This window comes from Oceanobacillus sp. FSL H7-0719 (assembly GCF_045040795.1).
Taxonomy (GTDB): domain Bacteria; phylum Bacillota; class Bacilli; order Bacillales; family Amphibacillaceae; genus Oceanobacillus.
Genome location: NZ_CP150301.1, coordinates 2,171,841 through 2,192,050, shown reverse-complemented (window position 1 = coordinate 2,192,050; position 20,210 = coordinate 2,171,841). Strand labels below are relative to the sequence as shown.

Sequence of the window (20,210 nt, the reverse complement as noted above, 5' to 3'; positions counted from 1 at the left end):
AAACAATTCAAAACCTGCTTTGCATTGGAAAGCCCACGCGAATGAGCAATAGGTATTCACCTATGTCCGCCTCTAAGAATAGCTTAATGGTAAAGCGATTTATGGGGGGAACAGTGTGGGCTATTTTGTTGCTGTAGAATCTGGCGTTAAATTGTATGTAGAGGACCTGAATCCTGAAAGCTCCAAGACAATCGTGTTTTTACATGGTTGGCCGTTAAGTCATAAACAGTTTGAATATCAATTCGATTTTCTTCCCTTTATGGGCTATCGCTGTATCGGAATTGACTGGAGAGGATTTGGAGAGTCGGATAAACCAAAAGATGGATATGATTTTGAACAGTTGGCGGATGATATAAGAAAAGTAGTTGATGCACTTCAGTTGGACAATTTCACCCTTGTTGGTCACTCTACTGGCGGGGCAATCGCGATTCGGTATATGTCCCGGCATGGTTTCGGAGTATCCAAACTTGTCCTGGTAGACGCTGCAGCACCTGTAGGTTTTACTGAAGAAACAGCGGCCGATTTTCTTACTCAAACGTTAAATGACCGTCCGAAGATGATGCGGGAAGTGACAGAGAATTTTTTCTTTCAATATATCACAGGCCCATTTTCTGATTGGTTTTTTCAAATGGGGTTACAGGCAGCAGGCTGGTCAACGGCAGCGATTATAATCACACTGAGAGATGAAACTCTTTATGCAGATTTGCCAAAGATACATGTTCCTGCTTTAATCGTTCATGGTGTTCACGATAAAGTTATTCCCTTTGCCCAAGCCCATGAACTAAATCAACTAATTAAGAATTCACAGCTTGTTCCTTTTCATTACAGCGGACACGGCCCATTCTGGGAAGAACGTGAGAAATTTAACGAGTTATTAAGGCAATTTATTGGTTAAGTCTTCTTCAGCTAACCAGTTAATTTCTCATAAGCATTAAACGATGCATATCAAATTACTTTCTAATATTTGATGCAAGAGCCGAGACAAGACAATCATTCCATTGATTGTCTTTTATTTTGATTATTTTTTTAAATAGTATGATAATATTGTGTTGGAAGATTATTAAGAATAAGAAATTAATTAAGAGAGATAGGTATTATTCATTTTCCGTTCTAAAATAGTACATGTAAAAAAATAATTGGTCCTTGGGAGAACAGGCGTAATGTACATATAAAGATGCAGTGTTCTGAACGGGCAGGATTGTTGGAGAGGAACAACAGAGACTTGTTGCATTAATAATTATAAAATTTGATACTAAACAGTCGAAATCCTCTTAAAAACACATAATAAAGATTCCTATCAACGCAGAATATTAAGTTCCATAATAAGTGTTGTAACATATCATATTTATAACATATCATTCATTTCAAAGGACGTGATTTTTTGAATTCAAAAAGAACAGTATTTTTGATAAGTGGTCCCCCTGGGGCTGGAAAAAGTACATTGGCTGATAAGATATGTAAAAGCATGGACGGATTATGTGTACATATCGAGGGGGATTTGTTATACAATTTGGTGAAGAAAGGATGGGTACATCCTTGTGATGATCATGATAATTTTTTTCTGAATGTCTTATGGGACAATATAGCTGCTCTAGTTGAGAACTTTACAAAAAATAATATGAATGTAGTTACGGATTATGTTTTTTCTAAAGAGCAGATATTTACTGTTATAGATAGAATGCAACATTTAGATATTAATATTAAGATAATAGTCATTAAAAGCGATATAAATATCCTGATTAATAGGGATAGGCTACGAAGTGGAGTTGCGTATGTAGGAGAAGAAAGGATTAGACAAATTGTTAAAGATTTTAATTCGAATTACTTTCCAGATGAGTTTATGCTTGATAATAATGATGCTGATATAGAAGAACTTGTAAATATTGTTTTGAACGAAGACAGGTTTACCGTTAATTAATAAAACCATCTAAATCAACTAACTGGCGCACTCAATCAATGTTTTTTGATAAATGCTGATATATAAACCATTCTTTTTATAATCTCAACTTTTACCCTTTGTTATCATATTTTTATGTTATTCTACCTTTGGACAGATATTCCCGAACGTATTGCAGTACATTTCACTAATGAAACTCCAGATAACTGGGGTCCAAAATACATCCTGCATATAATGCCTATTTTGGGTATTTTCATTTGGTTCCTTATTGATTTATTAGTTGAAAAGCTAGAAAAATATGAACTATATCAATTTAACTGAAGCAAATAAAGAAATTCAGTTTTCAAGAACTAGAATAGTAATGATACTGATTCAAAATTTAAGTTTTATGTCCATTGTACTAGCTAACGAAGCGGATTTGTTGAAGAATGAATAACTAAATATAAGAGTTGGGGAGATTATATGAAGCAAATCAAAATTATTCTATCAAACGAAAGACTATCATTAAGGGAATTTACTAAAGATGATTGGATAGATGTCCATAAATACGCATCTCAAAGTTTAGTATGTCAATTTCAACCATGGGGACCTAATACAGTAGAGGACTCAAAAGATTATGTGTATCAGGTAATTAAGGGGGCCCGTCAAAAACCGAGGAGCAGGTTTGTTTGGGCAATTGTTTATGAGGCGAATATGATTGGAGCTGGGGAGTTAAACATTAGGGATTTTAATAATAATGTAGGAGAAGTTGCTTATATTGTTAATCCAGATTATTGGGGATTAGGTATTGCAACTGATGTTGCCAAATTATTAATAGATTTTGGATTTAAAGAACTTAAACTTCATCGTATATACGCAACTTGTGACCCGAGAAACATTGGCTCATTAAAAGTATTAGAAAAAATCGGAATGATTAGGGAAGGTATTATACGTGAAAATTTATTAATAAAAGATGGATGGCGGGATTCTTTACTATACAGTGCCTTAAAACAAGAATGGAAAAAGTAATACAACTGATATACGAACGTATTTTCTTTTAGTGGGGGAGAATAATGAAAAAAGCACTATTGATTATAGATGTCCAAAATGGAATGTTTCAAAAAGGAAATGTTGTATATAAAGGTGAGCGGTTACTAAAAAAGCTGAAAAATTTAATCGTAAAAGCACGCTCTGCTGATACGCCAATTTTTTATATACAGCATAATGCACCTAATGGTAAATCTTTAGAGTATGGCACGCAGGGTTGGGAGATTCATCCTGAAATTATTCCAAATGATCAGGATATAATCGTTCAAAAAACTACTCCCGATTCGTTCTTTAATACTACTTTAGCTGATGAACTAAAGAAACATGGGATAGAACATTTAGTAATAGCCGGGATTCAAACAGAAGTATGCGTTGATACAACTTGCAGAAGAGCCTTTAGTATGAAATATAAGGTCACTTTGGGTTCAGATACTCATAGTACATGGAACTCACAAGACATTTTTGCACAACAAATCATTAGCCATCATAACGCAGTATTACGGTGGTTTGCCGATGTTCGCCCTAGTAAAGATATTACATTTGATAGCTGATTGTGAAACTATGTATTTAAATAAAAGGTACGTTTCTAATTATACAAAAACAAATGTCTGAACTTACAAGAAAAAATAATACATATTTTAGAACTATGGCATAAGAAAATGTACACCTGAAAACATTAGAAATAAGAAAGCGCCTTCAACTAAAGGAGCAATAGCCAAACAAGGCAATCCAAGTGGGATTACGTTTTTTCAGGGATTCCTATTTTAATCTGGTTAAAATAACGGTCCAGATTATGGAACAAATGGAGGAGTTTTATGAAAAGAGTTATTTTAGTTATTTTTCTATTAGGTATTACGGGATTCGCAACATTTTTGGGTTGGTATGCACAAAATATAGCTTATTATTTTGAAGAACATCTAGATCCTTTTAAAACACTTGTTATAGTTACAATCACAAGTGTCAGCTTATTTATAATAGCTTTCGTAACAAATACTATTTTATTGTCTATTAAAAAATTAAAACCGAGAATATACATATTACTATTAATAGTCAACGTTTTCGTTGGTTTATTGGTATCATCATATTCTTTGTTTGTATTGTTAATGTGGTGGCATTAATTCAAATGAACCGGTGTATTAGCATAAAAAAGAACGACAAATATGGCCTTATTTTTAACAAGAAAGGGAGAGGATTTGTAAATGGGATAGGATTGGAGAACGTGTCCCCCTGAAATAAAAGAATTTATCTTCACTTTCCAAAAAGGCATTATTGAAATCATCGGTGATGACTATATAGGTTTATATTTACACGGTTCTTTAGCGATGGGAGGTTTCAACCCCAAAAAGAGTGACATAGATATTTTGGTTGTTACTAACAAATCAATCGAAACCGAGAAAAAAAGAAACCTAGCACAATTTATTCTGGATTATTCAAACTCTCCATATCCAATAGAAATAAGTTTCCTAAACAGGGAACAATTAATGGATTGGCAGCACCCTTGTCCATTTGAATTTCATTATAGTGAGCTTTGGAGGAAACGGTATGAAGATGATTTGTTAGGGGAGATATATAAATTTATCAATGAAGATATTAAAACGGATAAAGATTTAGCGGCCCATATAACAATAACAAATCACAGAGGTATAAGTGTAGAAGGAAAACCAATTGATGAAGTATTCCCTTTAGTTCCCCGGTCAGATTATATATCATCCATATTAGATGACTTTCAGGATTGTTTCGAAAATATTGAAGCAGCACCGGTTTATTGTTCGTTAAATATGATGAGAGTGTTTTGGTATTTAAAACAAGGGGTTATTTCGTCCAAGCAGGAAGCTGGTAATTGGGCTTTAGAAACTTTACCAAATGAATTAAGAGCTGCTATGGATAAAGTAGTCGATAGTTATTCGAATGAAAGCGATAATAATATGTTTGAAAAAGATGAACTCTTATTGTTAAAAAATTATATCTCAGATCATGTTCAAAAGTTATTACGCTAACTGGTCTTTTCTTGAATAAGAAACTGCAACTCGTTCCATTAAGAAAGCAGGAAATCTTGTGCGATAAATAGAAATACTTACTTAACAAACGATGTAAGGGGATAATTTCTTGAATATATTATCTTTAATTCTAAGTTATTTAATTGGATCCATCTCATTTGCTTTGGTAATCGGTAAAGTATTTTATAAGAAAGATATTCGTAATTACGGCAGCGGGAATCTTGGTGCAACGAACGCTTATAGAGTTTTAGGTGTAAAAGCAGGAGTAATTGTTGCAATTGCTGATATATTAAAAGGTACTTTTGCTTGTTTACTTCCCCTAATTCTTAGTTCTGCAGTTAACCCTATTATATGTGGTTTATTAGCCATATTGGGGCACATATTTTCTGTTTTTGCCAGTTTTAAAGGTGGAAAGGCTGTTGCTACAGCAACTGGCGTTTTCTTATTCTTGACTCCTTTAGGTGTTTTAGCTGGTTTTGTTGTGTTTGTGATAACTGTACTATTAACTAAATATGTATCACTAAGTTCAATGTTGGCTAGCATAGCATTATTCATTTACAGTCTTATATTTGAAGATAAAGTTATCATAGCATTATCTTTATTAATAAGCATATCAATAATCATTCTGCATCGACAAAATATAAAGCGAATTATAAAGGGAACAGAGAGCAGAATAGTTGGAAATTAGTGCTTTCTTTAAGCTAATGGAGCAGGTTGATAAAAGAGCGGATCGTGAAAAGACGCGTCTAAAATAGCACATTATTCCCTAAAGGATAGTGTTCAATCCGAATTTTTTTGTTGGAGGGAGATGCATGGGGAAATACTTCGTTATTCGTCGCTTCGTAGAGAATTTAATAGGGGCAAGTTTTTCAATATCAATCTTTTTTATAATCATGATCAGCAGCAGTGGGTTTAATCTGTTTGAATTCCACAACTTGATTACAACACCAGCGATTTGGGCTATATTTTTCGGTTACGGATTTATTAGCTCCATGATCATAGACTTTATTGGAAAATTCATACCTGATTTTTCTACTGGTAAAAAAATATTGCTTTATATTTTATTCGGATATCTCATCTTTTTGATCTTGATGCCAATCGAATACCTATTGATTGCTGGAACAGTTGGTGCATTTTTCTCTCTCCTTTTTTTACTTGGTAAAGAAAAAATAAAACCATCTAAATGGTTTAGCTGGATGGTATTCGTTGTACCACTTGTTTGTATTGTTATGATTCCATTGGATCATACAAGTAAAGTCGGGTGGAATGAAGTGACAGGAGATAAATTTGTAGAGGTTGAATACGAATATTTTAATGGCGAGCATTTGATACCTGTTCATGGACAACAAGGTGAGCAAATTTACTTCAACATAAAACATCATTTTAACAATGGAAATAGTTATGGCACATCTCTTTATGATGAACATGGCAATCATGTAGGGATGAATGAAGAAAGAAATGGTGTATTAAGCATGGAATTTAAGAGGGAAACGACAAAATATATTGTTGTTAGAGCTATTAATGGAAACCAAGGAAACTTTCAAGTGACGTGGTGGAAGAAAGGCGAGACGGAGCCTGATTGGAACTAAGTGAATCCCGAACGAAAGGGTGCTTTACCTCCAAAACAGCCATGCTAAATTAAAAATATAATTGAGGTGAAGAGATTGTCTTTTAAAATTATTATCCAACTTGGATTGGCTGCAATATTTTTAATACTTTCTACTGGGGCTGCCTGGTATGAAGGCAGCGCTATATTAGAAAATCATTGGGAATGGGAACATACTGCAATATTTTCTCAGATAACGAATGGACAAGTGGGAAGCCAACATGATATTTTATCAATTGACCACTTTCTATATGCAGCAAAATTTGCACCTGCGTTTCCTTTACTTATGTTATTCAGTGCAACGCATCTCATAATCCTTGTAGGTTATATTCTACTCAAACGAAGGGATAGGGCATTTTCATATTACCTGTCTGGTGTTGGGGCAGTATTTTTAATATCAAGTGGTTTTGTATCAAAATCGCCAACTACTGGTTTGAAGATCTTTTTCGTTACCTTTTTGCTCATAGGAATAGTAGCGTTAGCTATTGCACTATATAGATTTTTAAATAACAAGACAGGACTTACTTCTACCTAAACTAAGGTGCTTTACTTCAAGAAGGAGCAATGTACACTATCTTCATCTACAAGTGCAGTTTTATTGAATAAGATTGTTTGAGTTTTATATCACATTAGAACAATAAAACAAAACATTTGTACTAAGAAATGCACATCTTTATCAACGAATCAAAAGCCATCTCATTTCAATTTTAAATGAGATGGCTGCTGTTTATACTTGATTATTGCATTCTATAGAATTATAGTGACTGAATAATATGGTCATTAACAAATGCTTTAATGAAAAATAATTCATTGTCATTGGGATTCCTTTTATTCTCTGCCTTAAAGAACTTTATCGCATTTTCTAGTGAAGTGGACTTTACAACTTGACTTGCTGTTGTTAACTCTTCCCAATATATATTCATTTCGTTTAAATCACATATAGATTCATGACCAAGCAGGAACATTTCCGCATCATATTTTTGAATGTCTTTAATCATAGGCAATAATAGTGATTGCTTGTAATGAAATAAAGAATTTGTAGTTGTACCATATGCACAATCACCTAAAAAAACAACTTTTTCATCAGGAATATAGATGATAGTAGAGTCATCTGTGTGAGTGCTTTTGACACTTTCTATAATGCAAATTTTATTACCTAAATCAACAGTTAATGTATCTTCAAAGATTACATCTGGAGATTTCAACTTAAAACGACCCCTGTTTGGCATATCAGTTTGTATAATCTTCATACACATAGCACTCATCTGATTAGTAGTCACATACTTCTGTAGTGAACTGTCGTCATAGGAAAAACTTTGCCATTCTTTTATTATTTCGTTTGTTTGCCTATTAACTATAACAGTTGCATCAAATTCATTTATTCCTAGGAAATGATCCCAATGTCCATGGGTAATAACAACATATTTAACTGGCGGTATATTCAGTTTCTCAATTTCTAGTAAAAAGTCATGAGCATGCTGTGGAGAATTACCAGAGTCTATTATTAAGCTGTATTGGTCACCACAAATCAGCCCTAATGTTGGTCGCTCTCTATCATCTTGATTGGATAAATAATAAATAGTATCACTTAATTTATTTAACATGTTATTTTTCCTCTCGTCTATATATTCATTTCTTTTATATGGATGAGAAAATCTACATGTTTATTCTAAATTTATTAAAATAATTTAAGACTTCCTCTTATTATTTTTTACCATTGGACTTGTACCTCCTTGTTTCACTATAGAAAAGAATAACATATTCCAAACTACACATTAAGAAATTTCTGAATATTATTTTGCCATCTATGGATTGCAAATTGAAAATTATCGTAACTACCCTCTGTGGTACGCATGTGCGCGTTTGAAGGAAAAAGAAAGTTGGCGATTATATCTATTATTCTATTAACAAGCGTATAAAGCAAAAATAGGCAGGCGGGAAGTCCGGTTCAACACCGAATCCACACCAGCCAATTAGCTGCTTCATTTAAAACTCTAACCTTTTCGCCTCCCAATGAATGATAGGGGAATTATTTTTAAGTTTATTGAGCTGTAAATCCACCATCTACAACAAATTCCGATCCAGTTGAGAATGTTGATTCATCTGAAATCAAATATAGGATTAAATTTGAAACTTCTTCAGGTTCTGCAATACGTCCCAAAGGCGTAGCTTTTTAATCGCATCAAATACCTCTATATTTGTTTTTATTCCACCAGGGTGTACAGAATTAACCCGTATATTATAATCCGCAAACTCAAGTGCAGCGGCTTTAGTTATTCCAGTTACAGCAAATTTTGTTGTAACATAGGACGTAACATTTACAGACCCAACTAAACCTGCAGTAGAAGAAACATTTACAATAGATCCTTCATTAGTTTTTTTCATTGACTTTACTACAGCTTGCATACCCTTAAAAACACTATATAGATTGATATCAATAACTTTATAGAAATCTTCATCTTTTAATTCTTCCAATGGGATATCGTTTGGTCCAACTATTCCAGCATTATTTATAAGTCCAGTTATTGGGATATTATATTTCCAGCAATCGATAAAAGGGTAATAAAAGAGTATGGAGGAAAAGAGGATTTAAGTTTTGGGTGGAAGAAACAAAGGGTAGTTAATATCGTTTATAACAATAATCATTCTTATGATATTTCTATAAGGGTTCAAGTTCCTGACAATAAAAATAATCGATTTGAATATGCAGAAGACTTGGTTAAGGTAAGGGTATCTCCATCCTGTGATAGTCCTAAAATTAGTTGTAGTCACGGGTTTGATGTAGAAGTATTAGAATACAAACACTTAGAACAATAACAAAATAGATAAGGTGTTACCTATAATTGGTAGCGCCTTTTTAGATTATACGTTGCTCAACTAAAGGGTGCTTATTTGAAAAAATGGGAGGTGTTTCATGAGGACTTGGGGGAAGTACATTACAATATTCATGTGGATGTTTCTTTTTAGTTATCTTGTAGAAGTTTTTGAAGTTCCGAAAAATATTTATTATATAATTATTGGATTTCCCCTACTTTTAGGAGGGGGGCTGCTTATAAAATATTTCTTCGAGAAAGGAATTAAAAACAAGGCGTAAGTTCTTAAACTAACTGGTGCTTTAATACAATAAGGAGAACGTTAATACGAGGGGGATTTTAAGTTTTGGATAATAGAAAAGTAGGAAACATTTTAGGTATTTCATCTATATTAACTGTGATAATAAGCATCATATTTTTCCTTATCGAAAGAGGTCCGAATTCTGATATTTACCTTATTATTATCGTCTTTAGCATTTTATCAATTCTTGGCATTTTATTTGCAATATTCTCCTGGAAAATGTCTAGGTACCTTACTTTTTTAATTATCGGCCTGATAGGAAATGGATTAGTTTTAGTTGTAGCTTTTTTCTTACGGTTAGCAATGGGAATTAGCGAACCATAATATTTCTTCAACAAACAGGTGCTAGAGTTTAAGAAATGAGCTGTCATTGAGGCAGCATTTTTATTGAGCTAACGGGGCAGGTTTGTTGTATAAGAAAAAATAGATTTTTAATAACTTTATATGGCAAATATATTTAAATTTGGAACTTTACTTCGTTTCAAACGTATTAAAGTAGTGATAGTTTGTTGAATCCTGATATTCTACTTATGGTCAAATATCGGGGCGATTTAATTTAAGAAAGAAGGTGAGTACAATCTTTTTTTCATCAAAAAAGGATAGTTTATATTCTTTAGCTATTTGGGGGACAATCGCAATTCTCTTTTTTAGTATCATACTTAACTTTTCATTATCTATATTTAATATCATTTGGATATTAATTGGAGTAATAACTATTGGATTCTTAATTTGGGTATGGTTTGGCACAGGTTATCGAATTGAAAATGAGGTCATTAAAATTCAAAATGGTCCATTCAAATGGAAGGTCAGTATACAAGATATCAATAGTATTAGTAAAAGAAAAAGTATATTGGCAACACCCGCTCTATCAGTGGAAAGATTAGTATTGCATTATGGTAGATATGGTGAGATGCAATTGTCGCCTAAAGCTAAATCGGAATTTATTGAATTATTGTTAACTAAAAACCCTCAAATAAAATTGGATGATACACTGTCTAATCCTTGAGATAACCGTGCACTTTAGTCGAAAAAGACATTACAAAAAGTAAGACCTCGAGTATTTAGAAGTTTTATTTTATTTTTTATTTTATTTCAACATTAAACTTTAACAGAGTCTTTTTAAAAGGAAATTCCGTACAATTAAGTAAAGGTTAACCAGTAAAATCTGGTTAACCTTATATTACTATCGGGTGCTTTAGTAGAACAACGAGTTGTTGGTACTGTAGCTCATATTGTAAAAAGGGGATGGAAAGAATAGATTTATAAAACATCTTTACTTGAAACTAAAAGGAGTTATGTTAATTGTGATGAAAAATTATCTATTTCTATTCCTCGTGCTATTAGTAAGTTTAATTGGCTGTCAAAGTAATAATCTTAATTTACCCCAAAATGTATCCAGTATAGAAGTATACGAGTGGGATGAGAATACTTTATTTACAACCATTGAGGACAGTGAATTAATAGATGATCTTGTCGAAGAATTAAATCGTGCTAAGACAGCTTCAACGGCTGATATGGATTATCCATTACCTGAATATGAGCTAATCTTCAAAAATGGTGAGAATGAGGAAGTATTTAGAGTTGGCTTCTACAATGAAGTGGTTAATTTAGGGGTGAAAGGACGCTATCTGGATGTTAATGAAGATATTATGTATCAAGTAGACCTTAAATTACCATTTTATTAGAACTCTATATTTCACTAACGGGTGCGTTAATTCGAGAAGGGTCAACGCAATTTTCACCGAATATATTGTGTCGGAATAGTTGACGGATAATTCGTAATAAATAGATTCAATTAATTTATAAATGAAGGAATTTACTGATAGGATGTGATTTAATGCAAGATATTTTGCGAGATTTTTTAAAAGTGGAGATTACTGATCAAGAATATTATGACGGACTTATTCGATTTATTTATTCTGGAAATATCAGATGCGGAGAATATGAGTGTAATGAATTTGTTGTAAAAAAAATGGATTTCTTAAACTATATTGTTTTTGCAGAATATGTAATTGATGAAAAAAGAGAAATTCACAATTCATTTTCTCTCTCTAAAAGTGAGCTGCTTAAAGCAATTAATAACTATGCAAAGAAACAAGGATTTATAATAAGAAGTTTTGATTGGGCTAATGAGTGAGGTACTAATTTTATTGTTCAATTAACGGGTGCTTTAGTTAATGAACTCCATATTACGAATCAGAACTTCCATTTTTGTCCCTCTTATCAATATTAAAATTTAACAGAGCCTAGAATTTAAGGGATTAGCATAATCCAATTACTAAGTAATAATTTTATTGGAATATAATGTTATGATGATTGTAGAACTATTCTAATAAAGGAGGTTGATGAAAGTGACAAAAAACTTTGTTTTAACAAAACAAAGTGATATTGATGGTTTCTCATCTTTTAAATGTTCATTATGTGGAGAGGAATTCAAGCTACTTTCTAATGAATCTCAAGAAGATGATGTATATGAACTTTTCTGTCCCCATTGTGGAATACCTAGTCCACCATCATCGTATATAACTGATGATTTTGTTGAAAACGCAAAAGTACTTGTAGATAATGAAGTAGCTAAAATGTTAAATGATTTTACAAAAGATCTTGAGAAAACGTTTCGGGACAATAAATCTATCAAATTTAAAGGTAGTAAAAAAATGCCTATAAAACCATTACTTCCTATGTATGAACAAGACAACCTTGACCAAATAGAGTTTACTTGTTGTGAAAGAAAAGCCAAGCTGAATACGATACTTATTAGTTCTAAAAATCCTTATTGTCCTTATTGTGGGGTGAATTAAGTATGGAAGAAATTATAAACAAAAGAGATTTTAAAAACTTATCTCGACAATTTAGAAGAATTTCTGGTCAACTTCTTAACTGTGGAGATTCAACTGAAGCTATTAGATTCACTAAGAGATTTATAGAATTTATTGACAACGAACCTCTCTTATCAGACTTTATAAAGAAAAATCATACCGAACAATTTGATATGGATAGAATAATTAAATCCACAAATGTAAACGAGAAATATGAGATACCAATAGAAATAAATCGAGAAATCACATTTATCTATCAACTTCTCAAATATACAGCAGAAAACTTTGATCAATATATAGCGATATGTAGAGGATATGCATTTTATAAAGGAGCAACATATAGAGATTGCATTAATAAGTTTAATCATCAAGTTGTTAATCTTTTAGTAAATCATATAACTGATTACTTAGAAGGGATTTCGATAGAAATGGGATTAGATGAAAAAGAAAATGCGAAAATTCTTGTTCAAGGTTCAGTAGGGCAATTAAACTTTTCAGAACAAAATTTAGAAGCACATCAAACTAATAACCAACAATCTGATGCTGAATTAGTTTCATTAATAAGTGAACTAATAAAAGAGCTAAAGAATGAGCAAATATCAGATAGTGAAACACAAGAGGATGCAATTGATTTTTTAGAAGACGCAAAAAGAGAATTGCAGAATGGAACTCCCAAAAAATCAGTATTTAGAAGAGTGACTGACAGTTTAAGCCAAATAAGAAAAAGTGTAGATGACTCCGTACATATTGCCCAACTCATTGATAAGGCAATTGTTGGTTTTAGCCAGTTACCATTTTAAATATGGCTTTGTTAAAGTTAGTTATTGATAATGATAACTTACGACTTTGGATTAGTATATTGGAATACGAGAAAGAGACCACGTCTGCAGAACCTGATCAGTTAAGAATTGAGACTCTCGCTAATTATGGAGCGGTCGTATAGAAATAACGTTTAATCGAGGTTTGGGAGGTTAATATCCAACTAAACCAGCTAATAGAAGCATTCCCTTCTTTCACTATAAGGTGCGATTGTTCAATTAGGACAGTCGCTACCTCACTAACAGGGCATGTTAGTTGAAAAACGTTGTTTAACTTTTTGAAAAAAACAGAACCAGATTGTGGTATAATTAGTTTATAAGTAATGAAAGGAGATGCTGTGTTTATGGATAACAAGCAAAATGTTGAGATTGTAATAAATGGGGAGGTATGTGCAAAATAAATTCATGCATAAAACTGCATAGAACCTCCCAAAAGTTATAATCTAAACTTTAGGAGGAAATGAAATTGAATAATATTGATATGAAAAATTTAGGACTTACTGAAGAATTTATACAGGAGTCTAAACTATATAAAGACCTTTTTATTGGTCGAGTTTCTTCACAATTTAAAAACTTATATAAGGTAATCACAGAAAAAGGTGACATTGTTGCTGAGATATCTGGTAAGTATCACTATAGTGTAAAAGGGATTTCTGAATATCCTGCTGTTGGAGATTTTGTTATGGTCGATAGAACAAATGATTCACAGGGATACGGAGTTATTCACCGCATACTTGGACGAAAAAGCGTATTTGCACGTGAAATGGCAGGGACTAAAGAAGATATTCAGATTATCGCTACAAATATTGATACGGTTTTTATTTGTATGTCACTGAACGATGATTATAATTTACGCAGACTAGAGCGTTACCTTTCTATCGCTTGGGATAGTGGCGCAGTACCAGTTATTGTTCTTACAAAATCCGATTTATGCAAGGACATAGAGGTAAGGATTAACGAAATTTCTTCTATTGCAATTGGTGTAGAGGTGCTTGTTACAACAAGTACTTCTGATGAAGGGCATCAATCTTTAAAAAAATTTCTCTCTAGCGGTAAGACAGTAGCGTTCATAGGTTCATCAGGAGTTGGGAAATCAACCCTAATCAACTGTTTGCTCGGTCAAAATATATTAGACACAAATGGGATAAGAGATGATGATAAAGGCAGACATACTACTACAAGACGAGAATTGATTATGTTGCCAAATTTCGGTGTTGTTATAGACACTCCAGGCATGAGGGAACTTGGGATTGTAAATGCAGATTTAACAAAATCCTTTTCTGATATTGAGGAACTTGCTTTTGATTGTAAGTTTAATGATTGTACACACCTGCATGAGCCAAACTGTGCAGTACAAAAAGCGATTATAGATGGCTTTTTGTCAGTTGAAAGGCTAGAAAGCTATTGGAAACTAAAAAAAGAGACTAAATATCAAGGTTTGAATTCTAAAATGATTGAAAAAGAGAAGATAAATGAAATGCTTAGCAGTATGGGCGGCATGAAAAACTTTAGGGATTTCAGGAAATCCATCAAAAAGAAAAACAGAAAAACAGGAAGATAAATTCTTAGAAATGATTGAAATGAAGATTAGGGTAACGGCTCCATGTTGAGCTGTTACCCTATTTTTGGGAATAGGTTATATGAAGCAGTGTACATAAACTAACAGGGCAGAATAGTTGAATAAAAAGGGTTTGCAAATATGATAAATACTCGTTATCATTTATCTGCAGGGTTTAAACCTATCTATGTAAAAAGGAGTTAGTTCCATGATTATTCAATTCATTCGCTATAGATAAAAAAGGGTATAGACTGCATTCAAATCCAACTCATATTTTTAAAGAATATGCTGAGGGTTTATTTGTCTATGCCTTTTTCATTTATCAAAAAACGAATGAATGAGGTGACTTCTTTGTTACAAGAGAATAAAAGAATAAAGAGTGCAAAATATGTGAGCAATTTTGAAAGCCTTTTTGCTTGTCCACTATGTAAAACGTCTATGAAGGTTATAGATTTTAAAAGTTTAATCTGTTTAAATCACCATACGTTTGATTTTGCCAAGCAAGGATATATGAACTTGATGACTCACTCAGTAAACACCAAGTATAGCAAAGGTCTTTTTGAAGCACGAAGAAAACTTATTACCGAAAGTGTATTTTACAAACCATTAAGCCATGCAATTGCAAAGATTATAAATGAACATCAAGTTAATACAGAAGAAATAATTTCTATACTTGATGCGGGCTGTGGCGAGGGTTCGCATCTTTCAAATATTTGCGATATTGTCAGGTCTGACTCTGTCGAAAGTGCAGTAGGAGTAGGAATAGATATTTCTAAAGAAGGCATCATGATAGCTTCTAAGAACTACTCTAATAAGATTTGGGCTGTGGCTGATCTTGCTAATACGCCATTTAAGAATAAACAGTTTGATGTTATTCTTAATATCTTATCTCCTTCAAATTATGCCGAATTTAATAGATTGTTGAAATCAGATGGTATAGTAATCAAAATTGTGCCACAAAGTGGTTACTTAAAAGAGTTAAGGGAACATCTTTTTTATAAACCTGAAAAACAAAATTACTCTAATTCGGAGAAGGTGATGAGGTTTAAGGAGAGTTTTCAATTTGTAGAAAGTTCAAGGTTAAGCTATACCATGAACCTTAATAAATCTTCAATTGAATGGTTGATTCAAATGACTCCATTAACTTGGTCAACAACAGAGGAACGAATAAGATCTTTTTTAAATAAGAATTCGGCACAAATATCCGTTGATTTGGATATATTAATTGGTAAAAACATAATTTAGAAAATAGGCTATTAGAGTGGTTTTGTGATGAACCTACCCTAATAGCCTTTTCTTCCATTATCAGGTGCGATTGTTCAATTAGAGCAGTCGCTTTTTAACTGCCAGGGCAGGATAATTCAATAACGGTAGAGAACTTTAGAATATAAGCTATTTATATTCAGGAGGGAATAATGGAGTTTTATAAATTTAGTAAAGACAACGGTAAAAAGGTTTCAAAATTCAATTCGGATTTTATTATGTCTCATATTATTCAAACAAACAAACCAACTAATATTGGATGTATGCACTTAGATGAAAATGGTATTGTTGGTTATCATCAAGCAGTCGTACCCCAGCTTCTTTTAATTTTGAAGGGAGAGGGCTATGTTCGTAATGAACAAGATGAATATTTTAAAGTAGAGTCTGGAGAGGCTGTTTTTTGGGGTAAAGATGAGTGGCACGAAACTAAAACCGAAGTAGGATTGACTGCTATTGTGGTTGAAAGTGAGGAATTGACCCCTGCATTATTTATGTCACTAAAGAAATAAATGTTGTTCAACTAAAGGTGCGATTGTTCAATCAGGACAGTCGCTACCTCACTAACAGGGCAGTTTAGTGCAAGAAGAATAAGCATCCTTTTCTGTTGGATTATAGCTGGTACACAAAGTAAATAATGGGAGTGAATGGAATGCTTTTAGAGTCAGTTGAAAAGCCGATGAAAAAGGGGAAAGGTTCCATAATAAAGGAATACTTGCAAGTTAACGGAACGAAACAAGGAATAATTATTGAATCATTAAATAATGAAAATCCAGTATTATTATTTCTGCATGGTGGACCTGGCTTTCCTGCCTACCCTATTGTTAAAGGTCATGGGATTCGTTTTGAACAGTTTTTTACCGTCTGTTACTGGGATCAAAGAGGAGCAGGCATGTCTTACAATAAAAATGAAGTCAGTACCCCTCTTACTGTTGAACAATTGGCTGCAGATACGGTTCAAGTCACGAATTATTTAAGGGATAAATTTGCACAAGATAAAGTATTTCTCCTTGGCCATTCTTGGGGTACTTACCTTGGGAGTCTTGCAGCAAGTATACATCCTGAACTTTTTCATGCTTATATTGGGATTGGTCAAATCGGTTCATTTAAAGAATCCGAGAGGGAAATTTATAACTTTATCTTAAAGACCGCAAAGGAACAGAATGATAAGCGTGCATTGAAGGACTTAGAAAAGATTGCATTTGATGATGACTTTTATAAAAATCATCAATACGGCACACTCAAGAGAACATATACAGATAAGTATGGCGGTGGCTTTAAGCGTGGTGGATATTCCTTCCTTGAAACTCTAAAGCATATCTATAAATGTCCACATTACTCTGTTAAAGAGAGAGTAAATATTCTCCGTAGCAGTTTGTATAGTTATCAGTCCCTTAGTAAAGTACTTGCAACAACCGATTTAGTTGAACTGGTACCTAAACTCAACCTGCCCGTTTTTATCTTCCATGGATTACATGACTATCAAACTACGTATAATCAGGCTAAACGGTTTTATGAGCTGCTTGATGCTCCTTATAAGAAAATGTACACGTTTCAAAATTCTTCACATGTCCCTTTTATTGAGGAGGAAGAGAGTTTTAATAAAATAATTAAGAATGAGGTGATGGGAGTTATTTTAATGAAGTGAAGGCTGCTAAGGGACAGCCAAATCAAGAATTTATCCGAAGCGAGGGAGAAAATTGGGACGTAAAGAAAAAACAATTCTTCTCATGTTTTCGTATGTGCAGTTTCATATCTCTGGCATTTGTTCTATGATTGTTAAATAGACTTTCTAACATAAACACTTGAAACAGGCAAGCCCCGGTTCTTATGGAACGATTGGATAAGAATGTTAGAGAACGTTTGTTAAATATATTGTGAAGCATAGAAAGAACGATTTTTAGTAAAAAAAGAATGCCTTCTATGAGGAGGCAAAAGACGAAACAAGACGATCATTTAATTGATTGTCTTTTATTTCTTTTAGTTGTTTTTGGAAAAAATATGATAATATTGTATTGGAAGAACGTTAGCTAAAGAAGCCGGTCAGTATAAGGGGAAATGGTGAGATATACATATAATTTTATGGGGTAAGCATTTTTAGGGGGATTGTATGGCAGCGATAGTATTCATAACTGTAACTTACTTATTACCAATTTTAAGCATCGTTTTTTGTGCTAACCTGGTATCTATTATAAAAAAGGTGAAAAACAATGAAAATACTTATAAAAATACATTTTGGTTAATCGTTTCTTTTACCATCATTGTATGGAGTATAGGGATGGCTGCCATTATATAGTATTTCTTAAACTGAAGAGAGGGCATGCAGCTTTTAAAAATAGGGGCAGGGGGGATAGCGGTGTTAATCATAGGTTTTATCATAGTAATCTTTAGCATTTTATCAATAGACGGCCAGCTGAGAAAAGGAAACAAGCAGCAGCAAGAAATAATTGAATTGCTAAAGCAAATAAATGAAAAACATTAATTTATTTCGATGTTATTGAAAAAGGATAACATTCGGGGTATTTTGCAAAACCGGGAGATATTCAAAAATGGTGCTTATCTAAAAGAAGGATAAGCGCCTTTTTTATGGAATTTATTATATGCAGGGGTTAACGGAATAAAGTTGTTGCCAAGAGTGGACTTAGTAGATTTCTTTAGTTAAAGAATGTTTTTAAAAGCAGGAGAAACTCTTTATTTATTGAACTTATTAAACAAAGGGGGGATATAATAATGCAAAGTAATCCCTTATCTGAAGCTTTTAGGAACTTTGCAAATATAGAATGCAAAGGGTCGAGCCGATTATATGAATTTCTTTCTTTAAAGATTGCTGCCGATAAGGAAATCTTAGCATTGGCGGCATATGCAAAGGAAGGCCAGCCTGTACCGAATTTGTTATTTGGTGCAGTACATTTTCTCTTATTAAAAGGAAAAACACATAGCCTTAAAGCGTATTATCCAAGTATAGTTGATAAGCCAAGGAATGATATAGAAGAATCATACGTTGAATTTAGAGATTTCTGTGAACGATACAAGGATGAAATCATCCCGCTTTTACAAAGTAAGTTAGTACAGACAAATGAAGTGCGCCGTTGCGCTTATCTGTATCCAACCTTTCGTTATATTTCCGATATTGTAAAAAAGCCGTTAGCACTAATTGAAATAGGAACAAGTGCAGGTTTACAGCTGCTATGGGATAAATATAGCTACTCATATGACTCCTATGCAAAAAATGAAATTTATGGAGATAGGAATGCAGAGGTTCATATAACTTCTGAAATAAAAGGTGAAAATTCGCCGCCTTTACAAGGGGATCTTCCACGAGTAGCCTCAAGGATAGGGATAGATCTCCATCGATGAGGAATATCTTTGGTTGAATGCGTTAATCTGGACGGAACATACCCAAAGAAGAGAGCTATTTGAAAAAGCAGCAGGCTGCGTTAATAGTAATCCTGTACTACTTATTAAAGGGGATGGAGTGGCGTTACTCCCAGAGATAGCGAAGCGTATTTCAAACGACCATTGTATAGGTGTATTCCACACCCATGTAGCTAACCAAATGCCTTTAGAAGTGAAAATGAAATTACTTGAGCAAGTAAAGTTAATAGGTAAAAACAGAGATATATTCCATGTTTATAACAATATTCAAGACAGGGATTTACACCTTGATTATTATATAAATGGACAAGAAACCGTTCATACAATTGGAAAGACGGATGGACATGGCAGCTGGTTTACTTGGGAGTTATAAGTGTTGGTTTATGGAACAGTGCATAAGATAACCGGTGCAAACTCAACGAACTGGTTATCTAAAGGAAATTACTTTTTCATCTAATTATTGAATTTTACAATATATTGAAGACACACTTGACGTATAAGGGGGGAGAGGTTGTGTCAAAAGGTTTAAAGTTAATGTTATTCTGGGTGCTTGTATTTCCGGCTGCAGTTACCATTACCCGTATTATTATAGATTTTTTTATAGGAAACCACATTGAATTAATATCCTATTCTGCTGTATTTTTAGGCAGCGCTGCTGCTGGATTGATTATTGCTGGTCCGTTGCATTACCCTGTATTAAAGTCTAAAGAGAAGTAAGAAGGTGAAGGAATAGAGAAGAA

General features: G+C 33.1%; 26 protein-coding genes and 1 pseudogene. 24 read left to right on the top strand and 3 right to left on the bottom strand.

Translation table 11 applies throughout. The features are described 5' to 3' along the window. Positions 1 to 115 precede the first annotated feature (115 nt). From NST93_RS11475 to NST93_RS11430, 10 genes are all read left to right on the top strand, one after another. Positions 116 to 895, top strand: coding sequence for an alpha/beta fold hydrolase (locus tag NST93_RS11475; protein WP_405097118.1), 780 nt, complete (start codon positions 116 to 118; stop codon positions 893 to 895). Positions 896 to 1,381: 486 nt separating this feature from the next. After that, the gene (locus NST93_RS11470; protein ID WP_405097116.1) at positions 1,382 to 1,918 is read left to right on the top strand and encodes an AAA family ATPase; all 537 of its coding nucleotides are present in this window, start codon (positions 1,382 to 1,384) and stop codon (positions 1,916 to 1,918) included. Between the two features lie 114 nt (positions 1,919 to 2,032). Next, a complete protein-coding gene (locus NST93_RS11465) occupies positions 2,033 to 2,218 on the top strand; it encodes a DUF1648 domain-containing protein (RefSeq protein ID WP_405097114.1) in 186 nt (61 codons plus the stop codon). Between the two features lie 141 nt (positions 2,219 to 2,359). Next, the gene (locus NST93_RS11460; RefSeq protein ID WP_405097112.1) at positions 2,360 to 2,905 is read left to right on the top strand and encodes a GNAT family N-acetyltransferase; all 546 of its coding nucleotides are present in this window, start codon (positions 2,360 to 2,362) and stop codon (positions 2,903 to 2,905) included. A 44-nt stretch (positions 2,906 to 2,949) separates the two neighbouring features. Further along, positions 2,950 to 3,474 (top strand): cysteine hydrolase family protein, encoded by a 525-nt coding sequence (locus tag NST93_RS11455; RefSeq protein ID WP_405097110.1) that lies wholly within the window; start codon positions 2,950 to 2,952, stop codon positions 3,472 to 3,474. A 264-nt stretch (positions 3,475 to 3,738) separates the two neighbouring features. Continuing rightward, positions 3,739 to 4,041: a hypothetical protein gene (locus NST93_RS11450; protein WP_405097108.1), complete on the top strand. Its 303-nt coding sequence runs from the start codon at positions 3,739 to 3,741 to the stop codon at positions 4,039 to 4,041. A gap of 114 nt (positions 4,042 to 4,155) precedes the next feature. After that, entirely contained in the window at positions 4,156 to 4,920 is a 765-nt protein-coding gene (locus NST93_RS11445; protein WP_405103856.1) for an aminoglycoside adenylyltransferase domain-containing protein, read from the top strand. A gap of 109 nt (positions 4,921 to 5,029) precedes the next feature. Then, positions 5,030 to 5,608 (top strand): glycerol-3-phosphate 1-O-acyltransferase PlsY, encoded by a 579-nt coding sequence (plsY, locus tag NST93_RS11440; protein WP_405097106.1) that lies wholly within the window; start codon positions 5,030 to 5,032, stop codon positions 5,606 to 5,608. A 124-nt stretch (positions 5,609 to 5,732) separates the two neighbouring features. Then, the gene (locus tag NST93_RS11435; RefSeq protein ID WP_405097104.1) at positions 5,733 to 6,509 is read left to right on the top strand and encodes a hypothetical protein; all 777 of its coding nucleotides are present in this window, start codon (positions 5,733 to 5,735) and stop codon (positions 6,507 to 6,509) included. A 75-nt stretch (positions 6,510 to 6,584) separates the two neighbouring features. After that, a complete protein-coding gene (locus NST93_RS11430; RefSeq protein ID WP_405097102.1) occupies positions 6,585 to 7,061 on the top strand; it encodes a DUF4306 domain-containing protein in 477 nt (158 codons plus the stop codon). Positions 7,062 to 7,281: 220 nt separating this feature from the next. Here the strand turns inward: NST93_RS11430 and NST93_RS11425 are convergent, their stop codons facing one another. The 3 genes from NST93_RS11425 to NST93_RS11415 all read right to left on the bottom strand — a co-directional run bounded on the left by NST93_RS11425 (position 7,282) and on the right by NST93_RS11415 (position 9,040). Continuing rightward, positions 7,282 to 8,130, bottom strand: a complete 849-nt coding sequence (locus NST93_RS11425; protein ID WP_405097100.1) for an MBL fold metallo-hydrolase — start codon at positions 8,128 to 8,130, stop codon at positions 7,282 to 7,284. Positions 8,131 to 8,567: 437 nt separating this feature from the next. Beyond that, a complete protein-coding gene (locus NST93_RS11420) occupies positions 8,568 to 8,639 on the bottom strand; it encodes a hypothetical protein (RefSeq protein ID WP_405103854.1) in 72 nt (23 codons plus the stop codon). 8 nt (positions 8,640 to 8,647) lie between these two features. After that, entirely contained in the window at positions 8,648 to 9,040 is a 393-nt protein-coding gene (locus NST93_RS11415) for an SDR family NAD(P)-dependent oxidoreductase (RefSeq protein ID WP_405103852.1), read from the bottom strand. A 645-nt stretch (positions 9,041 to 9,685) separates the two neighbouring features. On the opposite strand from NST93_RS11415, the gene NST93_RS11410 reads away from it, so the two are divergent. The 14 genes and pseudogenes from NST93_RS11410 (at position 9,686) to NST93_RS11345 (ending at position 20,187) form a co-directional block, all read left to right on the top strand. Further along, entirely contained in the window at positions 9,686 to 9,964 is a 279-nt protein-coding gene (locus NST93_RS11410) for a hypothetical protein (RefSeq protein ID WP_405097098.1), read from the top strand. A 244-nt stretch (positions 9,965 to 10,208) separates the two neighbouring features. Next, complete coding sequence (locus NST93_RS11405; RefSeq protein ID WP_405097096.1) at positions 10,209 to 10,646, top strand: PH domain-containing protein; 438 nt, start codon at positions 10,209 to 10,211, stop codon at positions 10,644 to 10,646. Positions 10,647 to 10,944: 298 nt separating this feature from the next. Beyond that, a complete protein-coding gene (locus tag NST93_RS11400; RefSeq protein ID WP_405097094.1) occupies positions 10,945 to 11,325 on the top strand; it encodes a hypothetical protein in 381 nt (126 codons plus the stop codon). Positions 11,326 to 11,477: 152 nt separating this feature from the next. After that, complete coding sequence (locus tag NST93_RS11395; RefSeq protein ID WP_405097092.1) at positions 11,478 to 11,777, top strand: hypothetical protein; 300 nt, start codon at positions 11,478 to 11,480, stop codon at positions 11,775 to 11,777. A gap of 208 nt (positions 11,778 to 11,985) precedes the next feature. After that, positions 11,986 to 12,441: a hypothetical protein gene (locus NST93_RS11390; RefSeq protein WP_405097090.1), complete on the top strand. Its 456-nt coding sequence runs from the start codon at positions 11,986 to 11,988 to the stop codon at positions 12,439 to 12,441. Positions 12,442 to 12,443: 2 nt separating this feature from the next. Next, on the top strand, positions 12,444 to 13,259 hold the full coding sequence (locus NST93_RS11385; RefSeq protein ID WP_405097088.1) for a hypothetical protein: 816 nt from the start codon (positions 12,444 to 12,446) through the stop codon (positions 13,257 to 13,259). Positions 13,260 to 13,743: 484 nt separating this feature from the next. After that, positions 13,744 to 14,838, top strand: coding sequence for a ribosome small subunit-dependent GTPase A (gene rsgA, locus NST93_RS11380; protein ID WP_405097086.1), 1,095 nt, complete (start codon positions 13,744 to 13,746; stop codon positions 14,836 to 14,838). 348 nt (positions 14,839 to 15,186) lie between these two features. After that, positions 15,187 to 16,080: a putative RNA methyltransferase gene (locus NST93_RS11375; protein WP_405097084.1), complete on the top strand. Its 894-nt coding sequence runs from the start codon at positions 15,187 to 15,189 to the stop codon at positions 16,078 to 16,080. A gap of 170 nt (positions 16,081 to 16,250) precedes the next feature. Then, positions 16,251 to 16,607 (top strand): cupin, encoded by a 357-nt coding sequence (locus NST93_RS11370; RefSeq protein WP_405097082.1) that lies wholly within the window; start codon positions 16,251 to 16,253, stop codon positions 16,605 to 16,607. 140 nt (positions 16,608 to 16,747) lie between these two features. After that, positions 16,748 to 17,743, top strand: a complete 996-nt coding sequence (locus NST93_RS11365; RefSeq protein ID WP_405097080.1) for an alpha/beta fold hydrolase — start codon at positions 16,748 to 16,750, stop codon at positions 17,741 to 17,743. Positions 17,744 to 18,205: 462 nt separating this feature from the next. After that, entirely contained in the window at positions 18,206 to 18,391 is a 186-nt protein-coding gene (locus NST93_RS11360) for a hypothetical protein (protein WP_405097078.1), read from the top strand. Between the two features lie 60 nt (positions 18,392 to 18,451). Then, positions 18,452 to 18,577: a hypothetical protein gene (locus tag NST93_RS11355; RefSeq protein ID WP_405097076.1), complete on the top strand. Its 126-nt coding sequence runs from the start codon at positions 18,452 to 18,454 to the stop codon at positions 18,575 to 18,577. Positions 18,578 to 18,822: 245 nt separating this feature from the next. After that, positions 18,823 to 19,843, top strand: a pseudogene (locus NST93_RS11350) (DUF2332 domain-containing protein). Between the two features lie 140 nt (positions 19,844 to 19,983). Further along, the gene (locus NST93_RS11345; RefSeq protein ID WP_405097074.1) at positions 19,984 to 20,187 is read left to right on the top strand and encodes a hypothetical protein; all 204 of its coding nucleotides are present in this window, start codon (positions 19,984 to 19,986) and stop codon (positions 20,185 to 20,187) included. Positions 20,188 to 20,210 lie beyond the last annotated feature (23 nt).

What these genes read in the sequence shown, in the direction of transcription:
- NST93_RS11450 (WP_405097108.1), top strand. Translation starts at nt 3,739, where the DNA reads ATGAAAAGAGTTATTTTAGTTATTTTTCTATTAGGTATTACGGGATTC.
- NST93_RS11435 (WP_405097104.1), top strand. Translation starts at nt 5,733, where the DNA reads ATGGGGAAATACTTCGTTATTCGTCGCTTCGTAGAGAATTTAATAGGG.
- NST93_RS11460 (WP_405097112.1), top strand. Translation starts at nt 2,360, where the DNA reads ATGAAGCAAATCAAAATTATTCTATCAAACGAAAGACTATCATTAAGG.
- NST93_RS11465 (WP_405097114.1), top strand. Translation starts at nt 2,033, where the DNA reads ATGTTATTCTACCTTTGGACAGATATTCCCGAACGTATTGCAGTACAT.
- NST93_RS11390 (WP_405097090.1), top strand. Translation starts at nt 11,986, where the DNA reads ATGAAAGTGACAAAAAACTTTGTTTTAACAAAACAAAGTGATATTGAT.
- NST93_RS11395 (WP_405097092.1), top strand. Translation starts at nt 11,478, where the DNA reads ATGCAAGATATTTTGCGAGATTTTTTAAAAGTGGAGATTACTGATCAA.
- NST93_RS11365 (WP_405097080.1), top strand. Translation starts at nt 16,748, where the DNA reads ATGCTTTTAGAGTCAGTTGAAAAGCCGATGAAAAAGGGGAAAGGTTCC.
- NST93_RS11370 (WP_405097082.1), top strand. Translation starts at nt 16,251, where the DNA reads ATGGAGTTTTATAAATTTAGTAAAGACAACGGTAAAAAGGTTTCAAAA.
- NST93_RS11360 (WP_405097078.1), top strand. Translation starts at nt 18,206, where the DNA reads ATGGCAGCGATAGTATTCATAACTGTAACTTACTTATTACCAATTTTA.
- NST93_RS11425 (WP_405097100.1), bottom strand. Translation starts at nt 8,130, where the DNA reads ATGTTAAATAAATTAAGTGATACTATTTATTATTTATCCAATCAAGAT.
- NST93_RS11455 (WP_405097110.1), top strand. Translation starts at nt 2,950, where the DNA reads ATGAAAAAAGCACTATTGATTATAGATGTCCAAAATGGAATGTTTCAA.
- NST93_RS11385 (WP_405097088.1), top strand. Translation starts at nt 12,444, where the DNA reads ATGGAAGAAATTATAAACAAAAGAGATTTTAAAAACTTATCTCGACAA.